At 73.7% G+C, this 23914-nt stretch carries 25 protein-coding genes, 1 tRNA gene and 1 pseudogene; 15 read left to right on the top strand and 12 right to left on the bottom strand.

Translation table 11 applies throughout. From position 1 onward, the window contains the following. The first annotated feature begins 47 nt into the window (after positions 1-47). From ACQPX6_RS29270 to ACQPX6_RS29255, 4 genes are all read left to right on the top strand, one after another. A complete protein-coding gene (locus ACQPX6_RS29270) occupies positions 48-482 on the top strand; it encodes a hypothetical protein (protein WP_433784301.1) in 435 nt (144 codons plus the stop codon). 103 nt (positions 483-585) lie between these two features. After that, positions 586-861 carry a hypothetical protein gene (locus ACQPX6_RS29265; protein ID WP_433784300.1) on the top strand — a complete coding sequence of 92 codons (276 nt, stop codon included), beginning with the start codon at positions 586-588 and terminating at the stop codon, positions 859-861. Between the two features lie 142 nt (positions 862-1003). Next, a complete protein-coding gene (trmB, locus tag ACQPX6_RS29260; protein ID WP_433788397.1) occupies positions 1004-1696 on the top strand; it encodes a tRNA (guanosine(46)-N7)-methyltransferase TrmB in 693 nt (230 codons plus the stop codon). Positions 1697-1737: 41 nt separating this feature from the next. Next, positions 1738-2433 carry an NYN domain-containing protein gene (locus ACQPX6_RS29255; RefSeq protein WP_433784299.1) on the top strand — a complete coding sequence of 232 codons (696 nt, stop codon included), beginning with the start codon at positions 1738-1740 and terminating at the stop codon, positions 2431-2433. A 41-nt stretch (positions 2434-2474) separates the two neighbouring features. On the opposite strand, the gene ACQPX6_RS29250 is transcribed toward ACQPX6_RS29255, so the two are convergent. After that, positions 2475-2921 carry a hypothetical protein gene (locus ACQPX6_RS29250; RefSeq protein WP_433784298.1) on the bottom strand — a complete coding sequence of 149 codons (447 nt, stop codon included), beginning with the start codon at positions 2919-2921 and terminating at the stop codon, positions 2475-2477. Between the two features lie 133 nt (positions 2922-3054). Between ACQPX6_RS29250 and ACQPX6_RS29245 the strand changes: the two genes are divergently transcribed. Genes ACQPX6_RS29245 through ACQPX6_RS29235 form a run of 3 tightly spaced genes read left to right on the top strand, consistent with a single transcriptional unit; the run spans position 3055 to position 6349 of the window. Then, entirely contained in the window at positions 3055-4368 is a 1314-nt protein-coding gene (locus tag ACQPX6_RS29245; RefSeq protein ID WP_433784297.1) for a sensor histidine kinase, read from the top strand. Next, positions 4368-5012 (top strand): response regulator, encoded by a 645-nt coding sequence (locus ACQPX6_RS29240; RefSeq protein WP_433784296.1) that lies wholly within the window; start codon positions 4368-4370, stop codon positions 5010-5012. The genes ACQPX6_RS29245 and ACQPX6_RS29240 overlap by 1 nt, the downstream gene beginning before the upstream one ends. A 14-nt stretch (positions 5013-5026) precedes the next feature. Next, positions 5027-6349, top strand: coding sequence for an amidohydrolase family protein (locus tag ACQPX6_RS29235; RefSeq protein WP_433784294.1), 1323 nt, complete (start codon positions 5027-5029; stop codon positions 6347-6349). Here ACQPX6_RS29235 and ACQPX6_RS29230 read toward each other — a convergent pair. Both ACQPX6_RS29230 and ACQPX6_RS29225 read right to left on the bottom strand, forming a co-directional pair. Further along, complete coding sequence (locus ACQPX6_RS29230) at positions 6339-6809, bottom strand: GNAT family N-acetyltransferase (protein WP_433784293.1); 471 nt, start codon at positions 6807-6809, stop codon at positions 6339-6341. The two genes, ACQPX6_RS29235 and ACQPX6_RS29230, sit on opposite strands and share 11 nt — an antisense overlap. 8 nt (positions 6810-6817) lie before the next feature. After that, positions 6818-7990, bottom strand: coding sequence for a 5-methyltetrahydropteroyltriglutamate--homocysteine methyltransferase (locus ACQPX6_RS29225; RefSeq protein ID WP_433784292.1), 1173 nt, complete (start codon positions 7988-7990; stop codon positions 6818-6820). Positions 7991-8335: 345 nt separating this feature from the next. Between ACQPX6_RS29225 and ACQPX6_RS29220 the strand changes: the two genes are divergently transcribed. After that, the gene (locus tag ACQPX6_RS29220; RefSeq protein ID WP_433784291.1) at positions 8336-10225 is read left to right on the top strand and encodes a propionyl-CoA synthetase; all 1890 of its coding nucleotides are present in this window, start codon (positions 8336-8338) and stop codon (positions 10223-10225) included. Positions 10226-10232: 7 nt separating this feature from the next. On the opposite strand, the gene ACQPX6_RS29215 is transcribed toward ACQPX6_RS29220, so the two are convergent. Continuing rightward, positions 10233-10592, bottom strand: a complete 360-nt coding sequence (locus ACQPX6_RS29215; protein ID WP_433784290.1) for a hypothetical protein — start codon at positions 10590-10592, stop codon at positions 10233-10235. Between the two features lie 63 nt (positions 10593-10655). Between ACQPX6_RS29215 and ACQPX6_RS29210 the strand changes: the two genes are divergently transcribed. Next, entirely contained in the window at positions 10656-11039 is a 384-nt protein-coding gene (locus tag ACQPX6_RS29210; RefSeq protein WP_433784289.1) for a helix-turn-helix transcriptional regulator, read from the top strand. Here ACQPX6_RS29210 and ACQPX6_RS29205 read toward each other — a convergent pair. The 3 genes from ACQPX6_RS29205 to ACQPX6_RS29195 form a co-directional block, all read right to left on the bottom strand. Further along, complete coding sequence (locus ACQPX6_RS29205) at positions 11036-11881, bottom strand: oxidoreductase (RefSeq protein WP_433784288.1); 846 nt, start codon at positions 11879-11881, stop codon at positions 11036-11038. The genes ACQPX6_RS29210 and ACQPX6_RS29205 overlap by 4 nt on opposite strands. A gap of 19 nt (positions 11882-11900) precedes the next feature. Then, positions 11901-12578: a transglycosylase SLT domain-containing protein gene (locus tag ACQPX6_RS29200; RefSeq protein WP_433784287.1), complete on the bottom strand. Its 678-nt coding sequence runs from the start codon at positions 12576-12578 to the stop codon at positions 11901-11903. A 501-nt stretch (positions 12579-13079) separates the two neighbouring features. Next, positions 13080-14018, bottom strand: a complete 939-nt coding sequence (locus ACQPX6_RS29195; protein WP_433784286.1) for an alpha/beta hydrolase — start codon at positions 14016-14018, stop codon at positions 13080-13082. Positions 14019-14143: 125 nt separating this feature from the next. Between ACQPX6_RS29195 and ACQPX6_RS29190 the strand changes: the two genes are divergently transcribed. Together ACQPX6_RS29190 and ACQPX6_RS29185 are read left to right on the top strand one after the other, a co-directional pair. Next, the gene (locus ACQPX6_RS29190; protein WP_433784285.1) at positions 14144-14506 is read left to right on the top strand and encodes an ArsR/SmtB family transcription factor; all 363 of its coding nucleotides are present in this window, start codon (positions 14144-14146) and stop codon (positions 14504-14506) included. After that, complete coding sequence (locus ACQPX6_RS29185) at positions 14506-14988, top strand: SRPBCC family protein (protein WP_433784283.1); 483 nt, start codon at positions 14506-14508, stop codon at positions 14986-14988. The genes ACQPX6_RS29190 and ACQPX6_RS29185 overlap by 1 nt, the downstream gene beginning before the upstream one ends. Positions 14989-15051: 63 nt before the next feature. Here the strand turns inward: ACQPX6_RS29185 and ACQPX6_RS29180 are convergent, their stop codons facing one another. Together ACQPX6_RS29180 and ACQPX6_RS29175 are read right to left on the bottom strand one after the other, a co-directional pair. Further along, positions 15052-15762, bottom strand: a complete 711-nt coding sequence (locus ACQPX6_RS29180; RefSeq protein WP_433784281.1) for a methyltransferase — start codon at positions 15760-15762, stop codon at positions 15052-15054. Between the two features lie 34 nt (positions 15763-15796). Then, positions 15797-16015 (bottom strand): annotated as a pseudogene (locus ACQPX6_RS29175) (methyltransferase family protein); the annotation flags it as partial. A gap of 143 nt (positions 16016-16158) precedes the next feature. On the opposite strand from ACQPX6_RS29175, the gene ACQPX6_RS29170 reads away from it, so the two are divergent. Then, positions 16159-17112 (top strand): cyclase family protein, encoded by a 954-nt coding sequence (locus tag ACQPX6_RS29170; RefSeq protein WP_433784280.1) that lies wholly within the window; start codon positions 16159-16161, stop codon positions 17110-17112. Positions 17113-17127: 15 nt separating this feature from the next. On the opposite strand, the gene ACQPX6_RS29165 is transcribed toward ACQPX6_RS29170, so the two are convergent. After that, a tRNA-Gly gene (locus tag ACQPX6_RS29165) sits at positions 17128-17201 on the bottom strand. Between the two features lie 259 nt (positions 17202-17460). On the opposite strand from ACQPX6_RS29165, the gene ACQPX6_RS29160 reads away from it, so the two are divergent. Both ACQPX6_RS29160 and ACQPX6_RS29155 read left to right on the top strand, forming a co-directional pair. Further along, the gene (locus ACQPX6_RS29160; RefSeq protein WP_433784278.1) at positions 17461-18042 is read left to right on the top strand and encodes a hypothetical protein; all 582 of its coding nucleotides are present in this window, start codon (positions 17461-17463) and stop codon (positions 18040-18042) included. A gap of 155 nt (positions 18043-18197) precedes the next feature. Beyond that, positions 18198-19958, top strand: a complete 1761-nt coding sequence (locus tag ACQPX6_RS29155) for a diguanylate cyclase domain-containing protein (protein WP_433784277.1) — start codon at positions 18198-18200, stop codon at positions 19956-19958. 1 nt (position 19959) lies between these two features. Here the strand turns inward: ACQPX6_RS29155 and dcd are convergent, their stop codons facing one another. Both dcd and ACQPX6_RS29145 read right to left on the bottom strand, forming a co-directional pair. Beyond that, positions 19960-20553, bottom strand: coding sequence for a dCTP deaminase (gene dcd, locus ACQPX6_RS29150; protein ID WP_433784276.1), 594 nt, complete (start codon positions 20551-20553; stop codon positions 19960-19962). A gap of 111 nt (positions 20554-20664) precedes the next feature. Next, positions 20665-23172, bottom strand: coding sequence for a heterodisulfide reductase-related iron-sulfur binding cluster (locus ACQPX6_RS29145; protein ID WP_433784274.1), 2508 nt, complete (start codon positions 23170-23172; stop codon positions 20665-20667). A gap of 475 nt (positions 23173-23647) precedes the next feature. Here ACQPX6_RS29145 and ACQPX6_RS29140 point away from each other — a divergent pair, with 475 nt between their 5' ends. Next, positions 23648-23914 carry a hypothetical protein gene (locus tag ACQPX6_RS29140; RefSeq protein WP_433784273.1) on the top strand — a complete coding sequence of 89 codons (267 nt, stop codon included), beginning with the start codon at positions 23648-23650 and terminating at the stop codon, positions 23912-23914.

Here is a 23914-nt window from a genome sequence, read left to right as displayed (position 1 = left end):
CGTCAGGGGAGACTGACCACGAACCGTCACCAGGGAAGGAAGTCGCCGTGCTCGACACCCCCACCTACCTCCTCATCGTCGTCGTGGGGGGCTTGATCACGCTGGTGGTGGGCCAGATCCTCATGCGCTCGGGCATCGGCTTCCTGCGCGACGTCTTCGACTCCGAGGAGTCGGCGGTCTCGGCCAACCGCCTGCTCGGCGTGCTGTTCCACCTCATCGCGCTCGGCTTCCTCGCGCTGATCTCCACCTACCGGCCCTTCGACGTCGAGGGCCGGGTACAGATCGTCATCACCCAGCTCGGCGGCGTGATGCTCCTGCTCGGGGTGCTCCACGGCCTGTCGTTGCTGCTGCTCGCGCGCATCCGCAGCAAGCGGCGCAACGAGTCGATCGAGACGGCGATGACTTCGCAGTACGAGCAGCAGCGCCGCGCCCGGCAGTCGCGCCAGCAGGTGATCGAGGGCGGCCCCTCCTCCGGCGGCTAGGGGCCGTTCGGGGCATCAGCTGTCGCCCGACCGGGTCATCCCTGCCGCTGGACGCTAACCCGGCTCGTGACCGCGGCGATGTCCGGATGTGACCCTCGTCCCCTTGACCCGGCGGCCGGCCTCTGTCGTCGCCGAACCTCTGACCACGCCGCTGCCGCGCCTGTCCGACGTCGTCCACGCCGTGGTCGCCACCTTCGGCGTCTCGGGCTGGCGGCTGCGCTTCGGCCCCAGCGGCCGGGAGGTCGTCGTCGCCCGCCTCGCCGAGGCCGACGGCGCCGCCCGCCGCCTCGTCGGCTCGGTGCTCGGCGTCCCCGCCGAGGCCGTCCGCATCCGCATCACCCCGGACCGGGCGACGCTGGACGCGCTGCGCCGCTCCTGACCCCTCCCCCGACCACGCGCCACACCCCTCCGGGGGCGCGTGTGAGGATCGTGGGGTGGGGCCCGATCACGACACGCTGCCGACGTCCGGACCGGACGTCCCGCGGCGCACGGTGGTGAGCTTCACCGACCGCGGCGGACGCATGACCGCCGGCCAGCAGCGCGCCTGGGACCGGCTCTGGCCGTCCTTCGGGGTCGGCGCCCCCGGGTTCGACCGCGACGCCGGCGGGCCGCTGCCGCCCCGCGACGCCGACGGCCGCCTCGACGCGCCGGCGTGGTTCGGGCGCACGGCCCCCCTGCGCCTGGAGATCGGCTCCGGGATGGGCGAGACGACCGCCGCCCTCGCCGCCGCCGAGCCCGACACCGACCACGTCGCCGTCGAGGTCTATCCCCCCGGCCTCGCCCAGCTGCTCATGCGGATCGAGGACCAGGGTCTGACCAACCTGCGGCTGGTGCGCGGCGACGCCGTCGTCGTGCTCGAGGATCTCGTCGCGCCCGAATCGCTGGCCGGGCTGCGCGTCTTCTACCCCGACCCGTGGCCCAAGCGCCGCCACCACAAGCGCCGCCTGGTCCAGCCCGCGACCGTGGCGCTGATGGCGTCGCGCCTGGCGCCCGGCGCGACCCTGCACCTCGCCACCGACGTCGCCGACTACGCCGAGTGGATGCTCGAGGTCACCGACGCCGAGCCCCTGCTCGACAACCCCCACCGCGGTTTCGCGCCGCGGCCGGCGTGGCGCCCGCGCACCAAGTTCGAGACGCGCGCCGAGCAGGAGGGACGCCCGAGCCACGACCTCCTGCTCACCCGCGTCGCCGCCTCCCCCGGGAGGGAGTCCTGAGCACCCGTCGCACCCGACGCCGGGCCGTTAGAGTCGGGCCCGTGTCGCCGTCCCCGTCGCCCGCCGACCTCGCCACCCCGCCCTCGATCAACGGGGGGCGCGTCGACGACGAGGCCGTGGACGACACCGCGGCGGAGGCGCCCCCCGCGCGCACGCTGCTGGTCTGGGACGCGCCGAACATCGACATGAGCCTCGGCTCGCTGCTGGGCACGCGGCCGACCTCGGCGTTCCGGCCCCGCTTCGACGCGGTCGGGCGCTGGCTGCTCTCCCAGGCGGGCGCGGAGGGCGTCGCCGAGGCCACGGTGTTCACCAACGTGGTGCCGGGCTCCACCGAGATCGTGCGGCCCTGGGTCGAGGCGCTGCGCAACGTCGGCTTCGCGGTGTTCGCCAAGCCGAAGGTGTACGAGGACTCCGACGTCGACTCGGACATGCTCGCCCACATCGAGCTGCGCCGGTCCGAGGGCGGGCTCGCGCACGTGGTCGTTGCGTCGGGCGACGGGCGGGCGTTCCGCGAGCCGCTCGAGGACCTCGTCGCCGAGGGCGTCACGGTCACGGTGATCGGGTTCCGCGAGTACGCCGCGTTCGCGGTGGCGTCGGAGATCGTCGACTTCCTCGACCTCGAGGACATCGAGGGCGTGTTCCGCGAGCCCCTGCCGCGCGTCAGCCTCGATACCCTGCCCGACACCGGTGCCTGGCTCCCGCCGCTGCGTTCGCTGCGGTCGCTCCTCGAGCGCTGAGGCGCCGCAGATGCTTCGGGATTCGAAGCATCGGTGGGAAGTCATCGGCGGAAGAACGCGTTGGCGGCCGGCCGGAACATGAGCACCAGGGCCACGGCGACCGTCGCGAGGTGCAGGACGCGCAGGGCGACGATCGCGAGGTCCGCGACGCCGGCGCCGGCGAGGTACTCCACGGGCGAGCCGCCGGCCGCCAGCCAGGTCAGCGGTTCGACCACCAGGGAGGCCGTCCCGACGACGCCCAGCAGCAGCGCGAGCGACCAGCGCACCGCGTCGCGGCCGGTGCGCAACGCCAGCACGAGCGCGACGACGACGGCGTAGACCGCCGCGCGCACAGCCACGGCGCCGGGACCCGGAGCGTCGGGGCCGGTGAGGTGGACGAGGGTCTCGGCGACGCCGGCCCCGACCGCGGCCAGCCAGACGACGACGGCGGCGCGGACGGGACGCGGGACGGAGGGGGCGGACGGAACGGAGGACGCGAGGATCGGCATGCCGGGAACGCTGCGCCGCCACGGACGGTCGGCACAGCCGGACAACGCCCCTGCCGGGGTGGGGTTGTCCTTACCCTGACCGGGAGGAGCACCGGCTGGGGTCGGCCCGCCGCGACGACGAGGGTCCGGAGGCATGACCGAGATGTCGCTCGCCGCACCCCCGCCCGGAGCGCCCACCGTCCGCCACGACGTCGTCGCGCGGTCCTTGCCCGCCCTCGGGCTCCGCGTCGCCCACCTGCTCGCCGGCCTGCCGCTCGCGATCGGCGCGTTCGTCGTGGCCGTTGCCGGGTTCAGCCTGGGGGTGTCCACGCTGGTGATCTGGATCGGCGTCCCGATCCTCGCCGCCACCCTCTGGGCCGCCCGCGGCCTGGCCACCGTGGAGCGCCGGGCCGTCGAGCGCGTCACCGGCCGGGCGCTGCCGCCCCATCATCACCGGGTCGCGGTGCCCGGCGCGGGCCGGCCCGCGCTGTCGCTCGCCATGGTCGGCGACCCGCAGGCCTGGCGGGACCTCCTGCACGCCGTGCTCGGCTTCCCCGTCCGCCTCGGCGCCGCGGCGATCACGCTGGCCTGGGGTGTCGGCGGGATCGGCGGCCTGCTCTTCGTGACGTGGGAGTGGTCGCTGCCGGGCGACCGCCACGGCCTGTTCTGGCTGCTCAGCGGCACCGGGTCCCGCCTTGCGGAGATCGTCGTCAACACCGTGCTCGGGGCGGCGATGCTCGCGGTGTTCCCGTGGCTGGTGCGCGGTCTCGTCGCGGCGCGGGCGGGCCTCGCGCGGGGGCTGCTGACCAACCAGACCGCCGCGCTGCGTGCCCGCGCCGGTGAGCTCGCCGCCGGGCGACGGGCCGCGGTGGCCGCGGAGGCGAGCACGCTGCGCCGCCTCGAGCGCGACCTGCACGACGGCCCGCAGCAGCGCCTGGTGCGCCTGACGATGGACCTCGAGGCCACGTCGCGGCGCCTCGACGACGACGACCCCGACCGCGCCCGCCCGCTGCTCGACGAGGCGATCGCCCAGACCCGGGAGGCCCTCGCCGAGCTGCGCGCGCTCTCCCGCGGGATCGCCCCGCCGGTCCTCGCCGACCGCGGCCTCGACGCCGCGCTCGCCGCGGCCGCCGCGCGCAGTCCCGTGCCGGTCACCCTCGACGTCGCGGTGCCCGGGCGCCTGCCGGCCGCGGTGGAGACGACGGCCTACTTCGTCGTCACCGAGGCGCTGACCAACGTCGCCAAGCACGCCGCGGCCCACGGGGCCACCGTCACCGCCGTCGTCGAGGGGGACCGGCTCGTGGTCTCGGTCGCCGACGACGGCCGCGGCGGCGCGCACTCCGGCAAGGGGCACGGGCTCGCCGGCCTCGCCGACCGGGTGGCGTCCGCCGACGGCACGCTGACGATCTCCAGCCCGGCCGGCGGGCCGACGGTGCTGACGGCGGGCCTGCCGGTGCGGGAGGGCTGATGCGGGTCGTGCTCGCCGAGGACTCGCTGCTGCTGCGCGAGGGTCTGGTCCGGCTGCTCGGCGAGTACGGCGCCGAGGTGGTGGCCGCGGTCGGCGACGGCGAGGCGCTGGTCGCCGCGGTCGCCGAGCACCGCCCCGATGTCGCCGTCGTCGACGTGCGGATGCCGCCGGGGTTCACCGACGAGGGCCTGCGGGCGGCGCTGCGGGTGCGCCGCGACGTGCCGGGCACCGCGATCCTCGTGCTCTCGCAGTACGTCGAGGTGTCCTACGCCGCCGACCTGCTCGGCGCCGGCGGCGGCGTCGGCTACCTGCTCAAGGACCGGGTGACCCGCCTCGACGACCTCGCCGACGCGCTCGCCCGCGTGACCGCCGGCGGCACCGTGCTCGACCCCGAGGTGGTCTCGGCGCTGTTCGCCCGCGGCGACCCGGTGGCGGCGCTGAGTCCGCGGGAGCGCGAGGTGCTCGCCCTCGTCGCCGAGGGCCGGGCCAACGGCGCGATCGGCCGGGCCCTGAACCTCAGCCAGGGCGGGGTCGAGAAGCACATCGCCGCGATCTTCGACAAGCTCGGCCTCGCCCGCGACAGCGCCGACGACCACCGCCGCGTGCTCGCCGTCCTGGCCTGGCTGGGGCTCGGGCGCCGGTGAGCCATCATGGGCGCGTGCGCCGCTTCAGCCGTCGGTTCCGGGCCCCGGTCGTCCTGCCCTGCGACGAAGCGGGGAGCGTGCTGCGCGACGCGGTCGTCGACGTCGACGACGACGGGCGCATCGCCCACGTCGGCCCGGCGGACACGGCGCCGGCCACGGACGCGCCGACGACCCGGGTCACCGGCCTGCTCATGCCGGGCCTGGTCAACACCCACGCCCACACCCCGCTGACCGTGCTGCGCGGCATGGGCGGCGACCTCCCGCTGATGCGCTGGCTCACCGAGGTGGTGTGGCCCGCGGAGGCCAAGCTCGACGGCGCCGACGTCCACGCCGGGATGCTCGCGGGCAGCGCGGAGATGCTGCGCGGCGGCGTCACCACGTCCGCGGAGATGTACTTCCAGAGCGAGCACGTCGTCGAGGCGGTGCTCGAGATCGGCTCCCGCGTGGTCCTGACGCCGGGGATCATCACCGCGCCCGGCATGGAGCGCCTGGGCACCTGGCAGCAGATGCGCGACGCCATCACCCGCTGGATCGACGCCGACGGGCTGCGGTTCGGGCCCGGCGAGCGCATCGAGCTCGGCTACGGCCCGCACGCGGCGTACACGCTGCCCACCGAGGCGATCACGTCGACGGCGGCGCTGGCGAAGGAGCGGGGCGCGCTGATGCACCTGCACGTGGCCGAGGCGCCGGGCGAGGACGACGCGGTGCGCGCCGAGTTCGGCTCGGTGCCCGCGATGCTCGAGGCGACGGGGTCGCTGGGCGGGCGGGTGCTCGCCGCGCACGCCATCCAGCTCTCCGACGACGACATCGCGATCCTCGCCCGCCACGACGTCGCGGTCGCCCACTGCCCGGGCTCGAACGCCAAGCTCGCCGCGGGCGTCGCCCGGCTCACCGACCTGCGCGCCGCCGGCATCCGCCTCGGGCTGGGCACCGACTCGCCCGCGTCCAACGACGACCTCGACCTGTGGGAGGAGCAGCGCCTCGCCTCGCTATTCGCCCGCCAGCGCGACGCCGACGCCACGGCGCTGACCGCGTCCGGCGCGCTGGCGCTGGCCACCCGCGAGGGCGCCCGCGCGCTGGGCCGCGACGACCTCGGCGTCCTCGCCCCCGGCGCGTGGGCCGACCTCGTGCACGTCTCCCTCGACGACGCGGCGTTCGTCGACCCCGACGACGACGCCCAGCTCGTGTCCAACCTGGTCTGGGCGGCCGGTGGGCGCGGGGTGCGGGACGTCTGGGTCGCCGGCGAGCAGGTGCTCGCCGACGGGGTCCCGGCGAGCGTGGACCCCGGCGAGGTGCTCGCCGGGGCCCGCCGGGTCGCGGCGAAGGTCAAGGCCTGACCGGCAGCTCCTTCTCGCCGAAGTACACGGCGATGTGGTTGCGGTTGTAGGCGGCGATCGGCCGGTAGCCCACGGCGGCGAACAGCGCCCGGCTGTGCTCCTGCGCGGGGCCGGCGTCGAGCCGCACCCGGGTGAGGCCGAGGTCGCGTGCGGCGTCCTCGAGCGCCGCGAGGAGCGCGCGCCCCACGCCGCGGGAGCGGGCGCCGGGCACGACGTACATCCGCTTGATCTCGCCGACCCCGTCGCCGAGGTGACGGACACCCCCGACGGCCACCGCGCGGCCGTCCTCGTACCCCACGAGGAACCGGCCGTGCGGCGGCGCCATCTCGTCGGGCGCGGTCACCGAGCCCGGGCGCGCCGCCCGGCCCGGGTACTGGGCGTCGAGCAGCGCGTTGAGCTCGGCGAGCAGCTCCCGCCCCGGGGACGCGTCGGCACGCCCGGCGCGGAACTCGAGGACCACCGCGAGGGTCAGGAGACGCCGAGCTTCTCCGCGGCCATCCGCGTCCCGTCGACCCGGTTGCGAATCTTCTGGAACGCCACGTCGCGGGCGAAGTCGGGCGAGCCGTGGTTGGGCTTCTCGTCGATCGAGAACGGCGAGAACCCGCAGTCGTCGGTGGAGCCGATCTGCTGCTTCGGGATGAAGTCCGCCGCCCGGACCAGCCGGCCGGCGACCTCCTCGGCGCTCTCGACCCGCGGGTTGCCGGGGTTGATGACGCCGAGGTAGGCCATCTGCACGACGCCGTTCGCGTCGTCGCGCAGGTTCTTCCCGATCGACTCGTACACCGGGTCCTTCTCGCGCTCGCTCGCCAGCTGGATGAGGAAGTAGCCGGCGTCGATCTTGAACATCTCGGGCAGCAGGTTGTTGTAGGGCACGTCCGCGGAGTGCACCGAGTCGCGGTCCCCGCCCGGGCAGGTGTGGACGCCGATGTCGACCCGCTCGGCGGCGTCGAACCGCGCCATCACGCGGTTGATCAGCTCGACGAAGTGCGGCAGCAGGCCGGCGCCCGTCCAGGGGTTGCGCGGGTCCTCGCGCGTCGCGAGCCGACCCTCGGTGAAGTCGACCGAGACGCGGGCCGCGCCGGCCCCGAACGCGAGCCGGATGTCCTGCTCGCACTCGTCGATCAGCTTCGCCTCGAACTCCTCCCGGCTGTAGCCCTCCACCGGCTCGTTCAGCGGGTAGAGCAGCGCGAGCATCGAGGGGGCGATGACGGCCTGCTTCATCGGGGTCGTCGCGTACGGCAGCGACTGCCGCAGGGAGTCGGCGGCGTAGTTGCTGTACGCGAAGGGCCCGCGCTCCAGCTTCGGCAGCTGCCGCCCGTGGCCGTCGGCGAAGATCGCGAAGAACTGGCCGCCCGGGCCGAGGGTGGGGGCGAGCCCGGTGCCCGCGAGGGTGTCGGTGATCGGGTAGGTCGCGAACGACGACCACCGCTGCTCGCCGTCGGAGATGATCGGGGCGCCGGTGGACTGGTAGCGGTCGATGGTGTCGCGCACCGCCGACTCCTGCTCGGTCTCGAGGGCGGCCTTGTCGATCCGACCCTCGTCATACGCCGCGTAGGCGTCCTGCAGCGTGGTCGGGCGGGGCATCGAGCCCACCGGCTCGGTCGGGATCCCTGTGGACGTGCGCGGGTCGTAGCCGTTCATGACGGGTGCTCCTCAGCATCGTCGGCGAGACCGCGGAGCGGCGCGGAGCGGTGGCGGCGTCAGGGACCGGGACGTCGTACCGGGCCGGAGTCCGCGCGCGGCGCGAGGGCGCGGCGGCTCCACGGGGCCGATGGATCACCTCCGACCGTATGGTGTGGTCCAGGTCACGTCAAACGCGCGCGACCGGGCCTCACGTGAGCGATCTTCGGGGCTATAGGGCCAAAGATCGCGCACGTTGCCTGAGGCCGAGGGCGACGACGAGGGCCGAACCTTCCGCAACGGGACGATCTGCGCGCCCGGTCGGGCAGTGCGCGGGGTCCGGGGCCGTGGCTAGTGTCGCCGACCATGAGTGGCGAGTACCGGCAGGCCTACGACCGCAGCATGAACGACCCGGACGGCTTCTGGCGCGAGGCCGCGAGCCTCGTCGACTGGTACCGCGAACCCGAGACGATCATGGATGCGTCCGCGGTGCCGTTCTCGCGGTGGTTCGCCGGCGGCGAGCTGAACACCTGCCACAACGCCCTCGACCGCCACGTCGACGGCGGGCGCGCCGACCAGGTCGCCCTCGTCCACGACTCGCCCGTCACCGACGACCGCCAGCGCTTCACCTACCGCGAGCTGCGCGACCGCGTCGCCCGCTTCGCCGGCGTGCTGCGCTCGGTCGGGGTCGACAAGGGCGACCGGGTGATCATCTACATGCCGATGATCCCCGAGGCCGTCGTCGCGATGCTCGCGTGCGCACGCCTCGGCGCGGTCCACAGCGTCGTCTTCGGCGGGTTCGCCGCCCGCGAGCTCGCCGTGCGCATCGACGACGCGCAGCCCTCGGCGATCGTCAGCGCGTCCTGCGGCATCGAGGGCAAGCGGGTGATCGAGTACAAGCCGCTGGTGGACAAGGCGATCGAGCTGTCCTCCCACGACCCCGGGCGCTCGATCGTCTTCCAGCGCCCGCAGTACGAGGCCCCGCTGGGCGAGCGCGACGTCGACTGGATCACTGCGGAGCGCGACGCCGAGCCCGCCGACTGCGTGTCGGTGCAGGCCACCGACCCGCTCTACGTCCTCTACACCTCGGGCACCACGGGCAAGCCCAAGGGCGTCCAGCGCGACAACGGCGGCCACGCCGTCGCCCTGACGTGGTCGATGACCAACGTGTACGACGTCGGGCCCGGCGAGGTCATGTTCACCGCCTCCGACGTCGGCTGGGTCGTCGGGCACTCCTACATCGTCTACGCGCCGCTGCTGGTCGGGGCGACGACCGTGCTCTACGAGGGCAAGCCGATCGGCACCCCCGACGCAGGCCAGTTCTGGCGCGTGGTCGAGGAGCACGGGGTCAAGGCCCTGTTCACCGCGCCCACCGCGTTCCGCGGGATCAAGAAGGAGGACCCGGACGCGACGTACCTGCAGCAGTACGACATCTCCAGCCTCGAGACCCTCTTCCTCGCCGGCGAGCGCCTCGACCCCGAGACCTGGACGTGGGCGTCGGAGAAGCTCGGCGTGCCGGTGGTCGACCACTGGTGGCAGACCGAGACGGGCTGGCCGATCGCGGCGAACCTGCGCGGCCTCGAGCCGATGGAGCTCAAGGCCGGCTCCCCCTCGGTGCCCGTGCCCGGGTACCAGGTGGAGATCCTCGACGTCGACGGCACCGTCCTGCCGCACGGCGAGGAGGGCGCCATCGTCATCAAGCTGCCCCTGCCCCCGGGCTGCCTGCAGACGCTGTGGAACGACGACGAGCGCTTCCGCGAGTCGTACATGAGCCGCTACGAGGGCTACTACCTCACCGGCGACGGCGGCTACCTCGACCAGGACGGCTACCTCTACGTCATGGGCCGCACCGACGACGTCATCAACGTCGCCGGCCACCGCCTGTCGACCGGTTCGATGGAGGAGGTGCTCTCCGGGCACCCCGACGTCGCCGAGTGCGCCGTGATCGGCGTGCACGACGAGATGAAGGGCCAGGTGCCGCGCGGGTTCGTGGTGCTCAAGGCGGGCGTCGAGCGCGACGAGGCCGAGCTGTCCGGCGAGCTCGTGAAGATGGTCCGCGACGACGTCGGGGCCGTGGCGTCGTTCAAGGACGTCGCGATCGTCCCGGCGCTGCCCAAGACCCGCTCGGGCAAGGTGCTGCGCAAGACCATGCGCGGCATCGCGGACGGCGCCGACGAGGCGGTCCCGTCGACCATCGACGACGCGAGCGTCCTCGACACCCTGCGCCCGGTCCTGCAGAAGGGCCCGGGCGCCTGAGCCCGAGTCAGCGCGGCAGGTCGAGGAGGGTGAGGACGGCGATCCGGTAGCCGTCCCCACCCGCGACGAGCTGGTAGCAGAACCGCTCGGCCGGCCCGTGGCCGTGGTCCCACGTGACGTCGGCCCAGACGCCGACCGGCCCCTCGCCCATCACGGTGATCGAGGGGTCGGCGGCGTCGATGCCCTCGTACTGGTCCCAGGAGGAGCGGAAGAACGCCGCGGTCTGCGCCGCGTCGGTCACCGGGATCGACGTCCCGGGGAAGAGGACGAGGGCGGGGACGGCGTAGAGGGCCGCGACGGCGTCCTCGTCGCGGGCGAGGAGGGCCTGGGCGTAGCGGGCGAAGAAGCTCTCGACGGTGTCGGTCACGGTGCTCGACGCTAGGGGCGGAACCGGACACGCCGGTGTCGTGTTCTGGCCTAGTCTCCGGACGTGGACCGGGCCTCCCTCGCGGCGTCGTCACGCGACGGCCACCTCGCCCTGCGCCGGGTCGAGCGCCAGCAGTCGGTGATCGAGCGCCTGCACGCCGCCCACGGCGCGCGCCTCCAGATCGCCGACCTGGCCCGCGGGCTCGGCGTCTCGTCCCGCACCGTGGCCCGCGACGTCGAGCGCCTGCGCGACAGCGGCGTCCCGATCGCCGCGCACCCAGGCCGTGGCGGCGGGGTGAGCCTCGCCCGCGTCGCCGCCCCCGCGCCGATCCGCTTCGACCTGCCCGAGGCCGCGGCGCTGATCTCGAGCCTCGCCGTCCTCGGCCCGACGGTCAGCCCGAGCGCCGCGTCGGCCATGCGCAAGCTCGCGGAGGCGGTCGCCGGCTAGCGCTCGTCGACCGGGAAGTCGGCGCCGACCGCGACCTCGCGCCAGCTCGCGGCCTCGTCGATGCGCTGCTGCCAGAGCTTCGGGGCGAGGTCCGCGGCCAGCTCGCCGAGCAGCAGGCGCCGGGGCGGGTCGTCGCTGTCGACGACGCGGATCATCGCCTCGCCCGCGCGTCGGGGGTCGCCGGGCTGGGTGAACGCGCCCGACCCGTCCATGGCCTCGCGGCGCGGGCCGAGGACCTCGTCGTAGGAGTGCATCGGGGTCGCGCGCTCCATGCTCGTGCCATTCCAGTCGGTGCGGAACGGGCCGGGCTCGACGATCGTCGTCCGGATGCCGAACGGCTCGACCTCCTGGGCCAGCGACTCGCTCAGGCCCTCGAGGCCCCACTTCGTCGCGTGGTAGAGCCCGGTGTGGGGGAAGGCGCCGACGCCGCCGATGCTCGAGATGGGCAGCAGGTGCCCGTGACGCTGGCCGCGCATCGTCGGCAGGACGGCCTGCATCGTCCACAGCGCGCCGAACAGGTTCACCTCCACCTGGCGGCGCGCCTGCTCCTCGGTGACCTCCTCGACCCCGCCCGCGAGGCCGTAGCCCGCGTTGGCGACGAGGACGTCGATGCGCCCGGTCTCGGCGGCGACCTGGTTGACCACGGCGAACACCGCCGCGCGGTCGGTGACGTCCAGGTCGCGCGTGAGGAGCCGGTCGCCGTGCTCCGTCACGAGGTCGTCGAGGGCGCCCGCGTCGCGCGCGGTCGCCACGACGCGGTCGCCGGCCGCGAGCACGGCCTCGACGAGGGCGCGGCCGAGGCCACGGGAGGCGCCGGTCACCAGCCAGGTGCGATCACTCATGACACCGTCGTACCCGCTGTCAGTCCGCGAGGCCCAGACCGTCGTCGGGGAGCGCCGCGCCGCCGTAGCCGATGTAGTTGCCCGCCGAGTTGCGCAGCCCGCCGGCGAGGACGTCGTCGATGCTGTGGTTCGCGATCATCGTGCGGACGCCGGCGGTGATGTTGGCGACCGGGTCGAAGATGCCGCGGTCGGCGAGCTCGGGGAGCACGGCGTTGCGGAACGTCGTGTCGATGAGCTGCATGAGCCCCTTCGACGGGGTGCCGCTGGCGGCGTTCGAGTCCCAGTCGTTCACGGCGTCGGGGTCGCCGGTGGACTCGCGCATGATGATCTTCTTGACGCCGGGGGCCAGGCGCTGTGGGAGCCCCATGAGGCCCAGCGCCTTGGCGATCTGGCCGTCCAGCGTGCGCTCGTTGCCGGCCTCGTAGGGCCGCCCGAACTCCAGCGGCCCGGTCTCGCGCTCGACCTCCATCGCCTTGAGCAGCGCGGAGACGTCGGCGTCGTCCCCGGCGCTCGGCCCGTCGTCGGAGGACGAGGAGGACACCGTGCGGGCGGCGGTGGCGGGCAGCGTCACGGGGCTGACCGAGGCCACGGCGCTCCCGGCGCCCGCGGCGCGGTGCTCGGAGGCCAGGGCGAGCGCGGCGGTGGTCTCCGGGGCGGCGGCGCGCGGCGCCTCGGCGTCGGCGACCTGGGAGGCCATCGTCTGGATCGCGGGGATCACCGCACCCGCGGCGACCGCGGCGACGAGGACGGAGCCCGAGCCGGTGCGGACGCGTGAGGCGCGCCGGGCGCCACGGGGAGCACGGGATGTGCCGAGAACGACCGGGGAGGTCCGTGGACCGTGGCCGTCCTGCCCGTGTCGTCCCACCGTCACCTCGCTCCTCGTCGTGACCATTCCGTGATCGGACCGTCGCAACATAGCGAGGCGCCGGAGGTGGTCGGCGCCGCCCTCGGCGACCCGGGAGGGCCGGTGACGGCCGTTTCCCCGTGTCGTGGCGGCGAGAGGTCCGGCGGGCGGTGACGGTGCCGGGATGCGCATCCGCGCATCCCCGCGAGCGGCGCGCAGCGGACGACGGGCGGCCCGTCGCGCGACGAGCGGTCGAGGCGTCGACGGGGCACCGGGGCGCTGTGGCGTCGCGGACCCTTCGCCGCAGCGGGACGCCGCCGGGCGGGTCGAGCGTGTCGGGACCCTCCGGCGGGCTCAGCCCGCGAGCAGCTCCCGCAGCGCGTCGAGGGCGCGGTCGCCCTCCGCGCGAGCGGCGGCCGATGCCGCACCCAGCCCGAACCAGCCGTGCACGAGCCCCGTGCCCTCCAGCCGCCGCACCGCGACGCCGGCGGCCTCGAGCGCGTCCGCGTACGCGCGGCCCTCGTCGCGCAGGGGGTCGAGCTCGGCGGTGGCGACGACCGCCGGCGCGAGGCCGTCGAGGTCCTCGGCCGCGAGCAGCGCCACCGACGGGTCGCCGCGCAGCGAGGGGTCGGGCAGGTAGCGCTCCCAGAACCAGGCGACGTCGGCGCGGGTGAGGAACGGGCCGTCGGCGTTCTCGGCCACCGACGGCCGGCTCATCGACGGGTCGAGGCCGGGGTAGAGCAGCAGCTGGGCGTCGAGCCGCGGGCCGAAGTCGCGGGCGAGCAACGCCGCCCCCGCGGCCAGCCCGCCGCCCGCGCTGTCGCCGCCGACCACGAGCCGGTCGGACGGGCGCAGCGTCGCCGCCCACCGCAGGGCGGCGTGCGCGTCGGTCAGCGGCGCCGGGTGCGGGTGCTCGGGCGCGAGCCGGTAGTCGACGGACACCACCGTCGCCCCGAGGTGCGCGCAAACCCGCCGGGCCGAGGCGTCGCCGGTGTCGAGGTCGCCGAGCACCCACCCGCCGCCGTGCAGCCAGACCACCGTGATCGCGGCCTGCTCGCCGTGCGGCTCGTAGACGCGCACGGCGACGTCCGCGTCGGTGCCGGGCAGGCCGACGACCACGTCGTCGTGCACCGGCCCCACCGCGGGGACGGTGTCCCCGCGCCGCGCCAGCGCCAGCTCGCGGTAGATCCGGCGCGCCTCGCCCACGTCCTCGCGGGTCATCGGCAGCCAGCCGTCGGCCTCCAGCTGCGCCACGGCCGCGGCGATCTCGGGGTCGATGCGGGAGTCGGTCATGGGTCGTGATCCTCGGGTGTGGGCGGGGGGAGCGCCACGCCGCATCCTTCCTCAACTCAGGGGTTGAACAACGCGGCAGACCGCGCTACTGTTCTCTCAACCGCAAGGTTGAACAAGGAGTCACCGTGGACGACCAGCTCACCCGGGTGTTCTCGGCACTCGCCGACCCCATCCGGCGCGACATGGTGGCCCGCCTCGCCGTCGCGGACGCCGGCGTCAACGAGCTCGCGGAGCCCTACGACGTCAGCCTCCAGGCGGTGTCCAAGCACCTCAAGGTGCTGGAGGAGGCGGGGCTCGTCAGCCGCACGCGCCAGGCGCAGCGCCGGCCGGTCCACCTCGAGGCGGAGGTCTTCGACCTGATGACCAAGTGGATCGAGCGCTATCGGCGCCAGGCCGAGGAGCGCTACCGCCGTCTCGACGACGTGCTCGCCGAGATGGACGCCGAAGACAGCACCACCCGACCCGACACCGAACGAGGAGCTTCGTGATGAACACCGCGACCCGCGAGACCACCATCACCGCGGACCCGAACGTCCCCACCATCCTCATCACCCGCGAGTTCGACGCCCCGCCCGAGAAAGTGTTCCGCGCCCACGTCGAGCCCGAGCTCGTCAAGCGTTGGCTCGGCCCACGACGGCTCGAGATGGAGATCGAGCGCTGGGACGCCGAGACCGGCGGCGGCTACCGCTACACCCACCGCGACGACCAGGGCGAGTACCGCTTCTACGGCTCGTTCCACGAGGTCCGGGCGAACGAGCGCATCGTGCAGACCTTCACGTTCGAGGGCTTCCCGGACGGCGTCAGCCTGGAGGTGATGACCTTCATCGACCTCGGCGACGGCCGCACCCGCCTCGAGGGGTTGTCGATCCTCGAGTCGATGGAGGTGCGCGACATGGTGCTCTCCAGCGGCATGGACACCGGCGTCGTGCAGGGCTACGAGCAGCTCGACGAGCTGCTGGCCGCCGAGTAGCCGGCCCCGACTCCGATCCGCCCGGCCGGTCCGCCGCGACCGGCCGGGTGGACGGCGCGGCGGTCACGCGTGCGTGGCCTCGAGGACGCTGATCCCCGTCGCGGTGGGGACGACCCGCCGCAGCGCCAGCCCGGCCTCGGCGAGCAGGGCGCGGAAGTCCGCCTCGGTGCGCTCCCGCCCGCCGGCGTAGACGAGCATCAGCAGGTCCAGCCACTTCGCGAAGGACGGCGTGTTGCCCGGCGTCACCAGGTTCTCGACCACGAGGACCCGGCCGTCGCCCGGCAGGTCGGCGGCGCAGCCCCGCAGGATCGTGGTGACCTGCTCGTCGGGCCAGTCGTGCAGCACCTTCTTCAGCACCACCACGTCGTGGGCCCCGGGCACGGCGGCGAAGAAGTCGCCCGCGACCAGCGACAGGCGCTCGTCCTCCTCCCCGTCCCGCACGACGTGTGCGAGGTCGAACAGGGTGGCGCGCAGGTGCGGGTGGGCGGCGAGGAAGGCGCGCACGAGGCTCCCGCGCCCGCCGCCGACGTCGAGCAGCGTCCGGGCGTCGCCGAGGTCGACCGCGGCCACGACGGCGTCGTTCTCCGCCACGCTGCGGCTGTGCAGGCCCGCCACGCCGACGGCCGCGGCCTCCGGGTCGCGGGCGTAGTGCTCGAACACGGGCACGCCGTAGACGTGGTCGAACGCCGGCTCGCCGGTGCGCACGCTGTGCAGGACGTGCTCCCAGGACCGCCACACCGGGGCGCTGCCCATCATGATCGCGAAGTCGCGCACGGACCCCGGGCACGCCCGCGCGCAGGCACTCCGCCCGCGGCGTCAGGGCGAAGCGCCCGTGCTCGTCCTCGGCGAACACCTCGCGGGTGGCCAGCGCCCGCAGGACCCGGTGCAGCGCGTCGGGGTCGGCGCCGACGCGCCGCGCCAGCGCCGCGGGCGTCAGCGGACCCTCGTCCGCCAGCACGTCGGCGACCCCGAGCGACGCGGCGGCGTAGAGCGCCTGCGCCACCCAGGTGCCGGTGAGCATCTGCATCATCGCCGCGGCGGGGGGCTGGTCCACCGCCCGATCCTCGCGACGGGGGCGCGCCGGTCGCCAGCCCCGGAAACGTGCACGGGTCACCATGGAGGGCGAGCGCGCTCCTAGGGTCGTGCCGGACCGGAGGAGGCGGTGCGGCGATGACGGCAGGGCGAGCGGTGCCCACCCAGGACGACGTGCTCGGGTACTTCCGCACGCTGTCGAACTGGGGACGGTGGGGCGACGACGACCAGCGCGGCACCCTGAACCACATCACCGACGACGTCCGGCTCGCGGCGGCGCGGGCCGTGCGCCACGGCCGGAGCGTGTCGTGCGCGTGGGAGGTCGCCGTCCCGGGTGACATGGAGCGGTCGACGACGACGTGCCCCTGCGCCGCCGAGATGCCGGGCGCCGAGGGCATGCCGGCGGCCTTCCACCGCGACCGGCGCTGGGGCTTCTCGTCCGAGCGGCTCGGCCTCACCTTCCACGGCAACACGCTCACCCACGTCGACTCGCCGTGCCACCTCTTCTGGGACGGCGCGATGTACAACGGCCGGTCGCACGCCCTGGTCGACGCCGACACGGGGTCGTCGTGGGCGGCCGTCACGGCGGCGGCCGACGGGATTCTCACGCGCGGGGTCCTGCTGGACGTCGCGGCGGTGCGCGACGTGGCGTGGCTGGAGCCGGGGGAGGGCGTGTTCCCGGACGACCTCGAGGAGGCCGAGCGCCGCCAGGGCGTGCGCGTGCGGCCCGGCGACGCGGTGCTGCTGCGCACCGGCCAGGGCCGCGCCCGCCACGAGGGGCGCGAGGCCGGCGGCATCGAGCAGGCCGGCTGGCACGCGTCGTGCCTGCCGTGGCTGCACGAGCGGGGGGTCGCGCTGATCGCCGCCGACACGCCCCAGGACGTCCAGCCGTCGGGCTACGACGACGTGCTGATGCCGGTCCACGCCGTGGGCCTCGTGGCCATGGGGCTCTGGCTGCTCGACAACTGCGACCTGGAGGCGTGCGCGGCGACGGCGGCCGAGCTCGGCCAGTGGGACTTCCACCTCGCGGTCGCACCGGTGCGCTTCGCGGGGACGTCCGGCAGCCCGATCAACCCGATCGCGACGTTCTGACCTGCAGGAACGTTCTGGAGCGAGTGACGGGAATCGAACCCGCGTTCTCAGCTTGGGAAGCTGATGTTCTACCATTGAACTACACTCGCGCGTGCCGTCGGAGAGCTTACACGGCACTGCGGAGGCCCCCGGCGGGGTCCCGAGCCCGGGCACCGTCAGCAATCACATCCGTGTCATTCGCCGCTCGATCACGGCGAGATCACGGGTTGGACGCGACTGGATCGCACCGTGCGTCACCGCGGGTTGCGTCCTCGGGGTAGATCCACCGGCATGGCCTCCTGCTGGGCTCGCGGGTCGTGTTGGCTGGTCAACGCCATGGGAGACAGGACCCCCTCGGAGGAGGCCGCCATGACTGCGCGTGAGCAGGGCGAGTTCCCCCTCCCCGAACTCTTCGTCGTCGTCGCGTCCGCCGCCGACGCCACCGCGTTCGCCCCGCTGGCGATCCGCGACCCCGAGGTGCGCCCGGTGCTCGTCGCCACGGGTCCCGACCCGATGGCCGTCGACGAGGTCCTCGACGACCTCGGCGCCCTCGCCGGCCGCGTCCTGCTGGTCGATCCGCCCGCCGCCGGTCCCGTGCACGAGGCGGCCGCGCTGCTGCCCCGCGTCGACGCCGTCGTCGCCGACGACCGGCCCGCCGCCGTCCTCGTGCGCGGCGGCTCGCCCACCGCGCTCGCCGCCACCCAGGTGGCGGTGTGGCGCGACGTCCCCGTCGTGGCGGTGCCGGTCGACGGCGGCACGGGGGTCGAGGTCGCGAACCAGGCCGCCATCGCCGCGCTCGTCGCCACCCAGGAGGCCCACCGCGTCGGCCCGGACGATCTGCGTGCCGCGGCCGCCGCGCAGCGCCTCGTGCGGGAGCGGCTGACGGGCGGGGACGGCAGCCGCATCGTGCGGCTCCCGACCGACCGGTCGCGCTCCGGCCTGTCCGCCTGACGAACGTCACGCTCCGCGAACGAAGGGCCTGTCGTCATCACTCAGTGATGACCGGTGCACGAAAAGTAGAGTCGCTACCCACTCGCGGCTAACGTCATGCACCGCGAGCCTGATGGTCCTGGTGGACACACGGCGCACCAGGAGGGCGGAGATCGGTGAGGCGAGCACCCAGGCTGATCCACGAGGTCCAGCGCCTCGGCCTCACGGTGTCGGTCGCCGCCCTCGTCATCGTCGTGCTGGTCGTGTTCCGGCTCGTCTGGTCGGCGGCGGTCACCGCGCCCACCGACCAGCGCCTGCAGAACGGGCTCCTCGCGCTCGAGGACTCCCACCAGGCGATGCTCGACACCGACGCCGCCCTGCGCGGCTACCTCGCCACCGGTGACCAGTTCTTCGCCGACTCCGCCACCGAGGCCGCCCCCGTGCTGGCCGCCGCCGACTCGCAGATGGTCAACCTCCTCGAGGAGCCCCAGCTGCGCCAGGACGTGCTGGCCCTCCTGCTGGCCCAGCAGCGCTGGCGCGCCGAGTGGGCCGACCAGGCGCGCCGCCTGCCCCCGCCCGGCGGCGTCGAGCTCTTCCTCAAGCAGGGCAAGGCCCTCTTCGACGACTACCGGGACCGCAAGGACGCCGCGCGCGCCGACACCCTCGCCGCGATCGAGACGGCCGACCGCAACTCGATCGTCACGCAGTGGGTCGTCGGCGTCCTCCTCGCGCTCGTCGGCGTGGCGACGCTCGTGGTCGCGCTGCGCGGCCGGCAGCGGCTGCAGCGCCACGTCGTCGCGCCCGTCGACGGCCTGCTCGCCTCCGTCCGCGACATCGGCGAGGGCAAGCTGACGCCGCCGCACCCCGTCGACGGGTCGGCCGAGCTCGTGGCCCTGCGCGACGGGCTGGCGGACATGACCGTCGCCCTGCGCCGCCAGCGCGAGGAGGCGTCCGCGCAGGCCGAGCGCCTGCAGGCCCAGACCGACCGGCTGCGCACCATCCTGATCATGGCTCGCGAGATCGCGGGCAGTCTCAACACGCGCTACGTCATCGACTCCACCGTCCAGGCCGCGGTCGCCGTCACCGACGGCCGGGTGCTGCTGTGGCTGCTGGAGGAGGACGGCAACGGCCTCGAGCTCGCCTACGACTCCGACAGCGGGCCGGTGGCGCCGATGCAGACCAGCTGCCACCTCGGGGTCGGCGTCGTGGGGCGCTCCGCGCGGTACGGACAGATCTCCCGCGGCGATCCCGACACCGGCGAGGACCCGGCCGTCGCGGTGCCGCTGGTGGTCGGTGCCCGCGTCATCGGCATCCTCGAGTGCTACGACGCGGTGGAGGGCGAGGTGGAGGGACAGCGGCTCTCGGCGGTCGAGATGCTGGCGACGCTGTCCGGCTCGGCCATCGAGGCGAGCCGCCTGCACGCGGCCACCGAGCGCCTCTCGCAGTTCGACCCGCTGACGCAGCTCGCGAACCGGCGCCGGCTGGGCGCGGACCTCGACTCGGCCGTCGCCAACGCCAAGCGGCACGGCTCGCCGATGTCGGTGATCATGCTCGACCTCGACCACTTCAAGGAGCTCAACGACCGCTACGGGCACCAGCAGGGCGACGTGGTGCTCCAGGAGGTCGCGAGCACGCTGCGCACGGCGATGCGCGACGGCGAGACGGCGTACCGCTACGGCGGCGAGGAGTTCGCCATCCTCGTCACCCGCGGCGGCCCCGACGACGCCGCTCAGCTCGCCGAGCGCCTGCGCGCCCGCGTCGAGGCCGACTTCCGGCGCGGCGACAAGCAGCTCGTCACGGCCTCGTTCGGCGTCGCCGGCCTGCCCGAGCACGCGGGCGACGGCGAGGCGCTGCTCAGCGAGGCCGACCGGGCGCTCTACTCGGCGAAGAACTCGGGCCGCAACCGCGTCCACCGCGCGGGCGAGCTGGTCGGGTAGGTCAGCGCTCGCCGTCGGTGGGCAGCCCGCGGCGGAAGTTGACGAACGAGCGCGAGGGCGTCGGGCCCCGCTGGTCCTGGTAGCGCGAGCCGTAGACGGGCGAGCCGTACGGGTGCTCGGCGGGCGAGGACAGCCGGAACAGGCAGAGCTGCCCGACCTTCATCCCGGGCCACAGGCGGATCGGGAGGTTGGCGACGTTCGACAGCTCGAGGGTCACGTGGCCCGAGAAACCGGGGTCGATGAATCCGGCGGTGGAGTGAGTCAGCAGGCCCAGACGGCCCAAACTACTCTTTCCTTCTAATCGCCCCGCGATGTCGTCGGGCAGCGAGATGACCTCGTACGTCGAGCCGAGGACGAACTCGCCGGGGTGCAGGACGAACGCCTCGTCGGGGCCGGGCGGCTCGACCATGCGCGTCAGGTCGTCCTGCTGCAGCGCCGGGTCGATGTGCGTGTAGGCGTGGTTGTTGAACGTGCGGAAGTGCCGGTCGAGGCGCAGGTCGACGCTCGACGGCTGCAGCAGCGTCACGTCGAAGGGGTCGAGCCCGACGCGCCCGGCCGTGATCTCGGCGCGGATGTCGCGGTCGGAGAGCAGCACGGGCGGACCCTATCGACAGGGGTCCCGCCGGGCGTGGCGGCGGTGCGAACGCGAACGGCGCCTTCGCTGCTTCGGAAGCAGCGAAGGCGCCGTTCGTTCGTGCGGGGTGGGTCAGTTCTCGACGTCCGGGTTCCGCACGTTGGCGGAGGTGGCCGCGGTGTCGGCGTCGGAGTCGCCGACCCCGTCGGTCTCCGCGCCCTCGGTGGGCTGACCGCGCTTGACCGCCGCGAGCAGCATCTGCGAGACGTCCATGACCTCGGTGCCGACGGCCTTGGCCTCGCTCTGGCGCTCGGTGAGGCCGTCGGTGAGCATCACGCGGCAGAACGGGCAGCCGGTGGCGATCGTGTCGGTCTCGGTGGAGATGGCCTCGTCGACGCGCTCCATGTTGATGCGCTTGCCGATGTTCTCCTCCATCCACATCCGCGCACCGCCGGCGCCGCAGCACAGCGCCCGGTCCGCGTGACGCGGCATCTCCTTGAGCTCGGCCCCCGCGGCCTCCACCAGCTCGCGCGGCGGGCTGTAGACCTCGTTGTGCCGGCCCAGGTAGCACGGGTCGTGGTAGGTCACGGTCTTGCGCTTGGCGGCACCGTTCCCGTTCGACGCACCGTGGCCGTTGGCCTCGTGCTTCTCGGCCAGGGCGACCGGCGCCGGGGCGGTCTGGTCGGCGTCGTGGCCGGGCGTCCCGTGCCCATCGGCGGGGATGAGGCCGCGCTCGGTGCCGTCGGAGTGCGGGCCGCGGTGCTGCAGGCCGGTCACCGACGAGATGTCGAGCTTGGCCGCGGGCACCGGCGAGGACTCCGGCGCCACGGGCACGAGCTTCTTCTCGCGCACCAGCTGGTTGAGCAGCTGGGTGTGGTGGACGACCTCGTAGTGACCGTCGAGCTGCGGGTACTCGCGCCCGAGGGTGTTCATGCAGTGCGGACACGTGGTGACGATCTTGCGCGTGCCCGGCTCGCGGCCCTCGAAGACGGCGTCGAGCATCTCCTTGGTCTGCGCGGCCATCATCTGGAAGAGGAACTCGTTGCCCGAGCGCCGCGCGGGGTCGCCCGTGCAGCTCTCCTCCTTGCCGAGCACGACGTAGTCGACGCCGGCGATGTTGAGCAGCTCGGCCACGGCGCGGACCGTCTTCTTGGCGTTGTCGTCGAAGGCGCCGGCGCAGCCGATGAAGAACAGGTACTCGGTCTCGGGCCGCAGCTCGCCGTCGAACTCGGGCACCTCGAAGGGCAGGTCCTTCGCCCAGTCCATGCGCGCCGAGTTGTTCTGGCCCCAGGGGTTGCCCTTGTTCTCCAGGTTGCGGAACAGGACGCCCAGCTCGGCCGGGAACTCCGACTCGATCATGACCTGGTTGCGGCGCATGTCGATGATGTGGTCCACGTGCTCGATGTCGACCGGGCACTGCTCGACGCACGCGCCGCAGGTGGTGCAGGACCACAGCACGTCGGGGTCGATGACGCCGAGCTGCTCGGCGGTGCCGACCAGCGGGCGCGTGGCCTGGACGTCGTCGGTGCCGCGGTGGCGCTCGTAGCCGGACTCGGGGACGCCGTGGCCGTGGCCGACCTCGTCACCGCCGGCGTTGGTGGTGCCGTCCTGGGTCGCTGACCCCTCGTCCGGCATGTCCTTGCCGCCGATCATGTACGGCGCCTTCGCGAACATGTGGTCGCGCAGGTCCATGATCAGCAGCTTCGGGGACAGCGGCTTGCCGGTGTTCCACGCCGGGCACTGGCTCTGGCAGCGACCGCACTCGGTGCAGGTCGCGAAGTCGAGCATGCCCTTCCACGTGAAGTCCTCGATCTTGCCGCGACCGAAGGCCGCCTCCTCGGGCGGATCCTCGAAGTCGATCGGCTTGCCCTCGTGCTCGATCGGCGGCACCGGGCCCAGCGCCTTGGGCAGGCGCTTGGCCGAGACGTTGATCGGCGCGATGAAGATGTGGAGGTGCTTCGAGTAGAGCACGACCACCAGGAAGATCAGCGCCACCGCGATGTGCAGCAGCAGGAAGACCGTCTCGAGCACGAACAGCGTCGTCGGCGACAGCCCGGTGAACAGCTGTCCGGCGGCGATCGAGGCCCAGGCGCCCGACTCGTAGGGCAGGTTGCCGGCCGCGTACGACGTGCCGCGGAAGGCGAACAGCGTCCAGACGACGTTGAAGATCAGGAAGAGGATCAGCCAGGCGCCACCGGTGTGCGACCCGTAGAAGCGGGAGGTGCGCGCCCGGCGCTCCGGGGCCTGCTGCACGCGCATGATCGCGAAGGCGATGATCGAGAGCAGCACCATGATCGCGATGAAGTCCTGCAGGAAGCCCAGCGCGGACCACGTCCCGATCAGCGGGATGTGGAAGTCCTCGACGAACAGGGCGCCGTAGGCCTCGATGTAGACCGTCAGCAGGATGATGAAGCCCCACATCGTGAAGAGGTGGGCGAGGCCGGGGATCGACCAGCGCAGGAGCTTGCGCTGCCCGAACACCTCCACGAACTGCGCCCGCACGCGCTGGCCGAGCCCGTCCGCGCGCTTGGCGTCGGGCTGGCCGGAGGCGATCAGGGAGTAGAGCCACCAGGCCCGGCGTGCCGACACCGCGGCCACGACCAGGGTCAGGGCGAGCCCCAGGACCAAACGGACGACCACGACGGGACCTCCACGTGAGCCGGGTCGTGGTGGTGACCCGGTGAGAGCAACGACTGCGTCGGCGCACTGTAACGGCCGGTAGGGCCCTCGGCGCTGCGAGAGGTGATCGATGCTACCCGCCGGTAACCGACGCGCGACCGGTGTGTCGTCCCGGGTTCGCCACCGGATCGGGCGATGCTTTGCGAACGCGAAGGCGTGGACGCCACGCCGGAGCGTGATGACCGGCCGTGGCCAGGAGATCACGATAGGCTCGTCCGGACCACGAGAAGGTCTCGTGACCGCACGCTGGTCGCGGAGGGTGGACGATGCGCCGACGCCTGTGGGGGAGGGCGTGGGGAACGGGTGTCCGGGCACGGACGGTGCGGTGGAGACAGCACGCACCGGAGGGGTTTGATTACCCGGGGCACCCGTGTTTACTCGACCGGTCGAGATCGGGCTTCGTCACACCGAGCAGGACGCCAGCAGGAGGAACGCCATGACCGTCACGCTCCTCGGCGCCGACCTCGTCGCGCAGGCCCCGGGGACCGGCGGGCTCCAGGGCTGGATCCAGGACAACATCGTCCCGCTGATCCTCCTCGGCATCGCGATCATCATGTTGTGGATCGGCGGCAAGGGCGACAACGCCGGCGTCGCGCGCCGCAGCATCGGCCTGCTCATCGGCCTGGTCGCCCTCGGGATCGCGCTGACCCCCGGCGCCGGTGCCCGGGTCGGCGCGTTCTTCGCCCAGCTCATCACCGGGTGA

The organism is Actinomycetospora sp. CA-101289 (genome assembly GCF_050955895.1).
In the GTDB taxonomy this organism is placed as follows: Bacteria; Actinomycetota; Actinomycetes; order Mycobacteriales; family Pseudonocardiaceae; genus Actinomycetospora.
Note: the sequence above shows the minus strand (reverse complement) of the source record. Positions and strands in the feature narration are given on the sequence as shown.

Bases quoted from the DNA above. Each gene is read 5' to 3' on its own strand.
- ACQPX6_RS29160 (WP_433784278.1), top strand. From the start codon at position 17,461: ATGACTGCGCGTGAGCAGGGCGAGTTCCCCCTCCCCGAACTCTTCGTC.
- ACQPX6_RS29170 (WP_433784280.1), top strand. From the start codon at position 16,159: ATGACGGCAGGGCGAGCGGTGCCCACCCAGGACGACGTGCTCGGGTAC.
- ACQPX6_RS29140 (WP_433784273.1), top strand. From the start codon at position 23,648: ATGACCGTCACGCTCCTCGGCGCCGACCTCGTCGCGCAGGCCCCGGGG.
- ACQPX6_RS29205 (WP_433784288.1), bottom strand. From the start codon at position 11,881: ATGAGTGATCGCACCTGGCTGGTGACCGGCGCCTCCCGTGGCCTCGGC.
- ACQPX6_RS29200 (WP_433784287.1), bottom strand. From the start codon at position 12,578: ATGGCCTCCCAGGTCGCCGACGCCGAGGCGCCGCGCGCCGCCGCCCCG.
- ACQPX6_RS29225 (WP_433784292.1), bottom strand. From the start codon at position 7,990: ATGAACGGCTACGACCCGCGCACGTCCACAGGGATCCCGACCGAGCCG.
- trmB (WP_433788397.1), top strand. From the start codon at position 1,004: ATGACCGCCGGCCAGCAGCGCGCCTGGGACCGGCTCTGGCCGTCCTTC.
- ACQPX6_RS29250 (WP_433784298.1), bottom strand. From the start codon at position 2,921: ATGCCGATCCTCGCGTCCTCCGTTCCGTCCGCCCCCTCCGTCCCGCGT.
- ACQPX6_RS29220 (WP_433784291.1), top strand. From the start codon at position 8,336: ATGAGTGGCGAGTACCGGCAGGCCTACGACCGCAGCATGAACGACCCG.
- ACQPX6_RS29185 (WP_433784283.1), top strand. From the start codon at position 14,506: ATGAACACCGCGACCCGCGAGACCACCATCACCGCGGACCCGAACGTC.
- ACQPX6_RS29240 (WP_433784296.1), top strand. From the start codon at position 4,368: ATGCGGGTCGTGCTCGCCGAGGACTCGCTGCTGCTGCGCGAGGGTCTG.
- ACQPX6_RS29245 (WP_433784297.1), top strand. From the start codon at position 3,055: ATGACCGAGATGTCGCTCGCCGCACCCCCGCCCGGAGCGCCCACCGTC.
- ACQPX6_RS29195 (WP_433784286.1), bottom strand. From the start codon at position 14,018: ATGACCGACTCCCGCATCGACCCCGAGATCGCCGCGGCCGTGGCGCAG.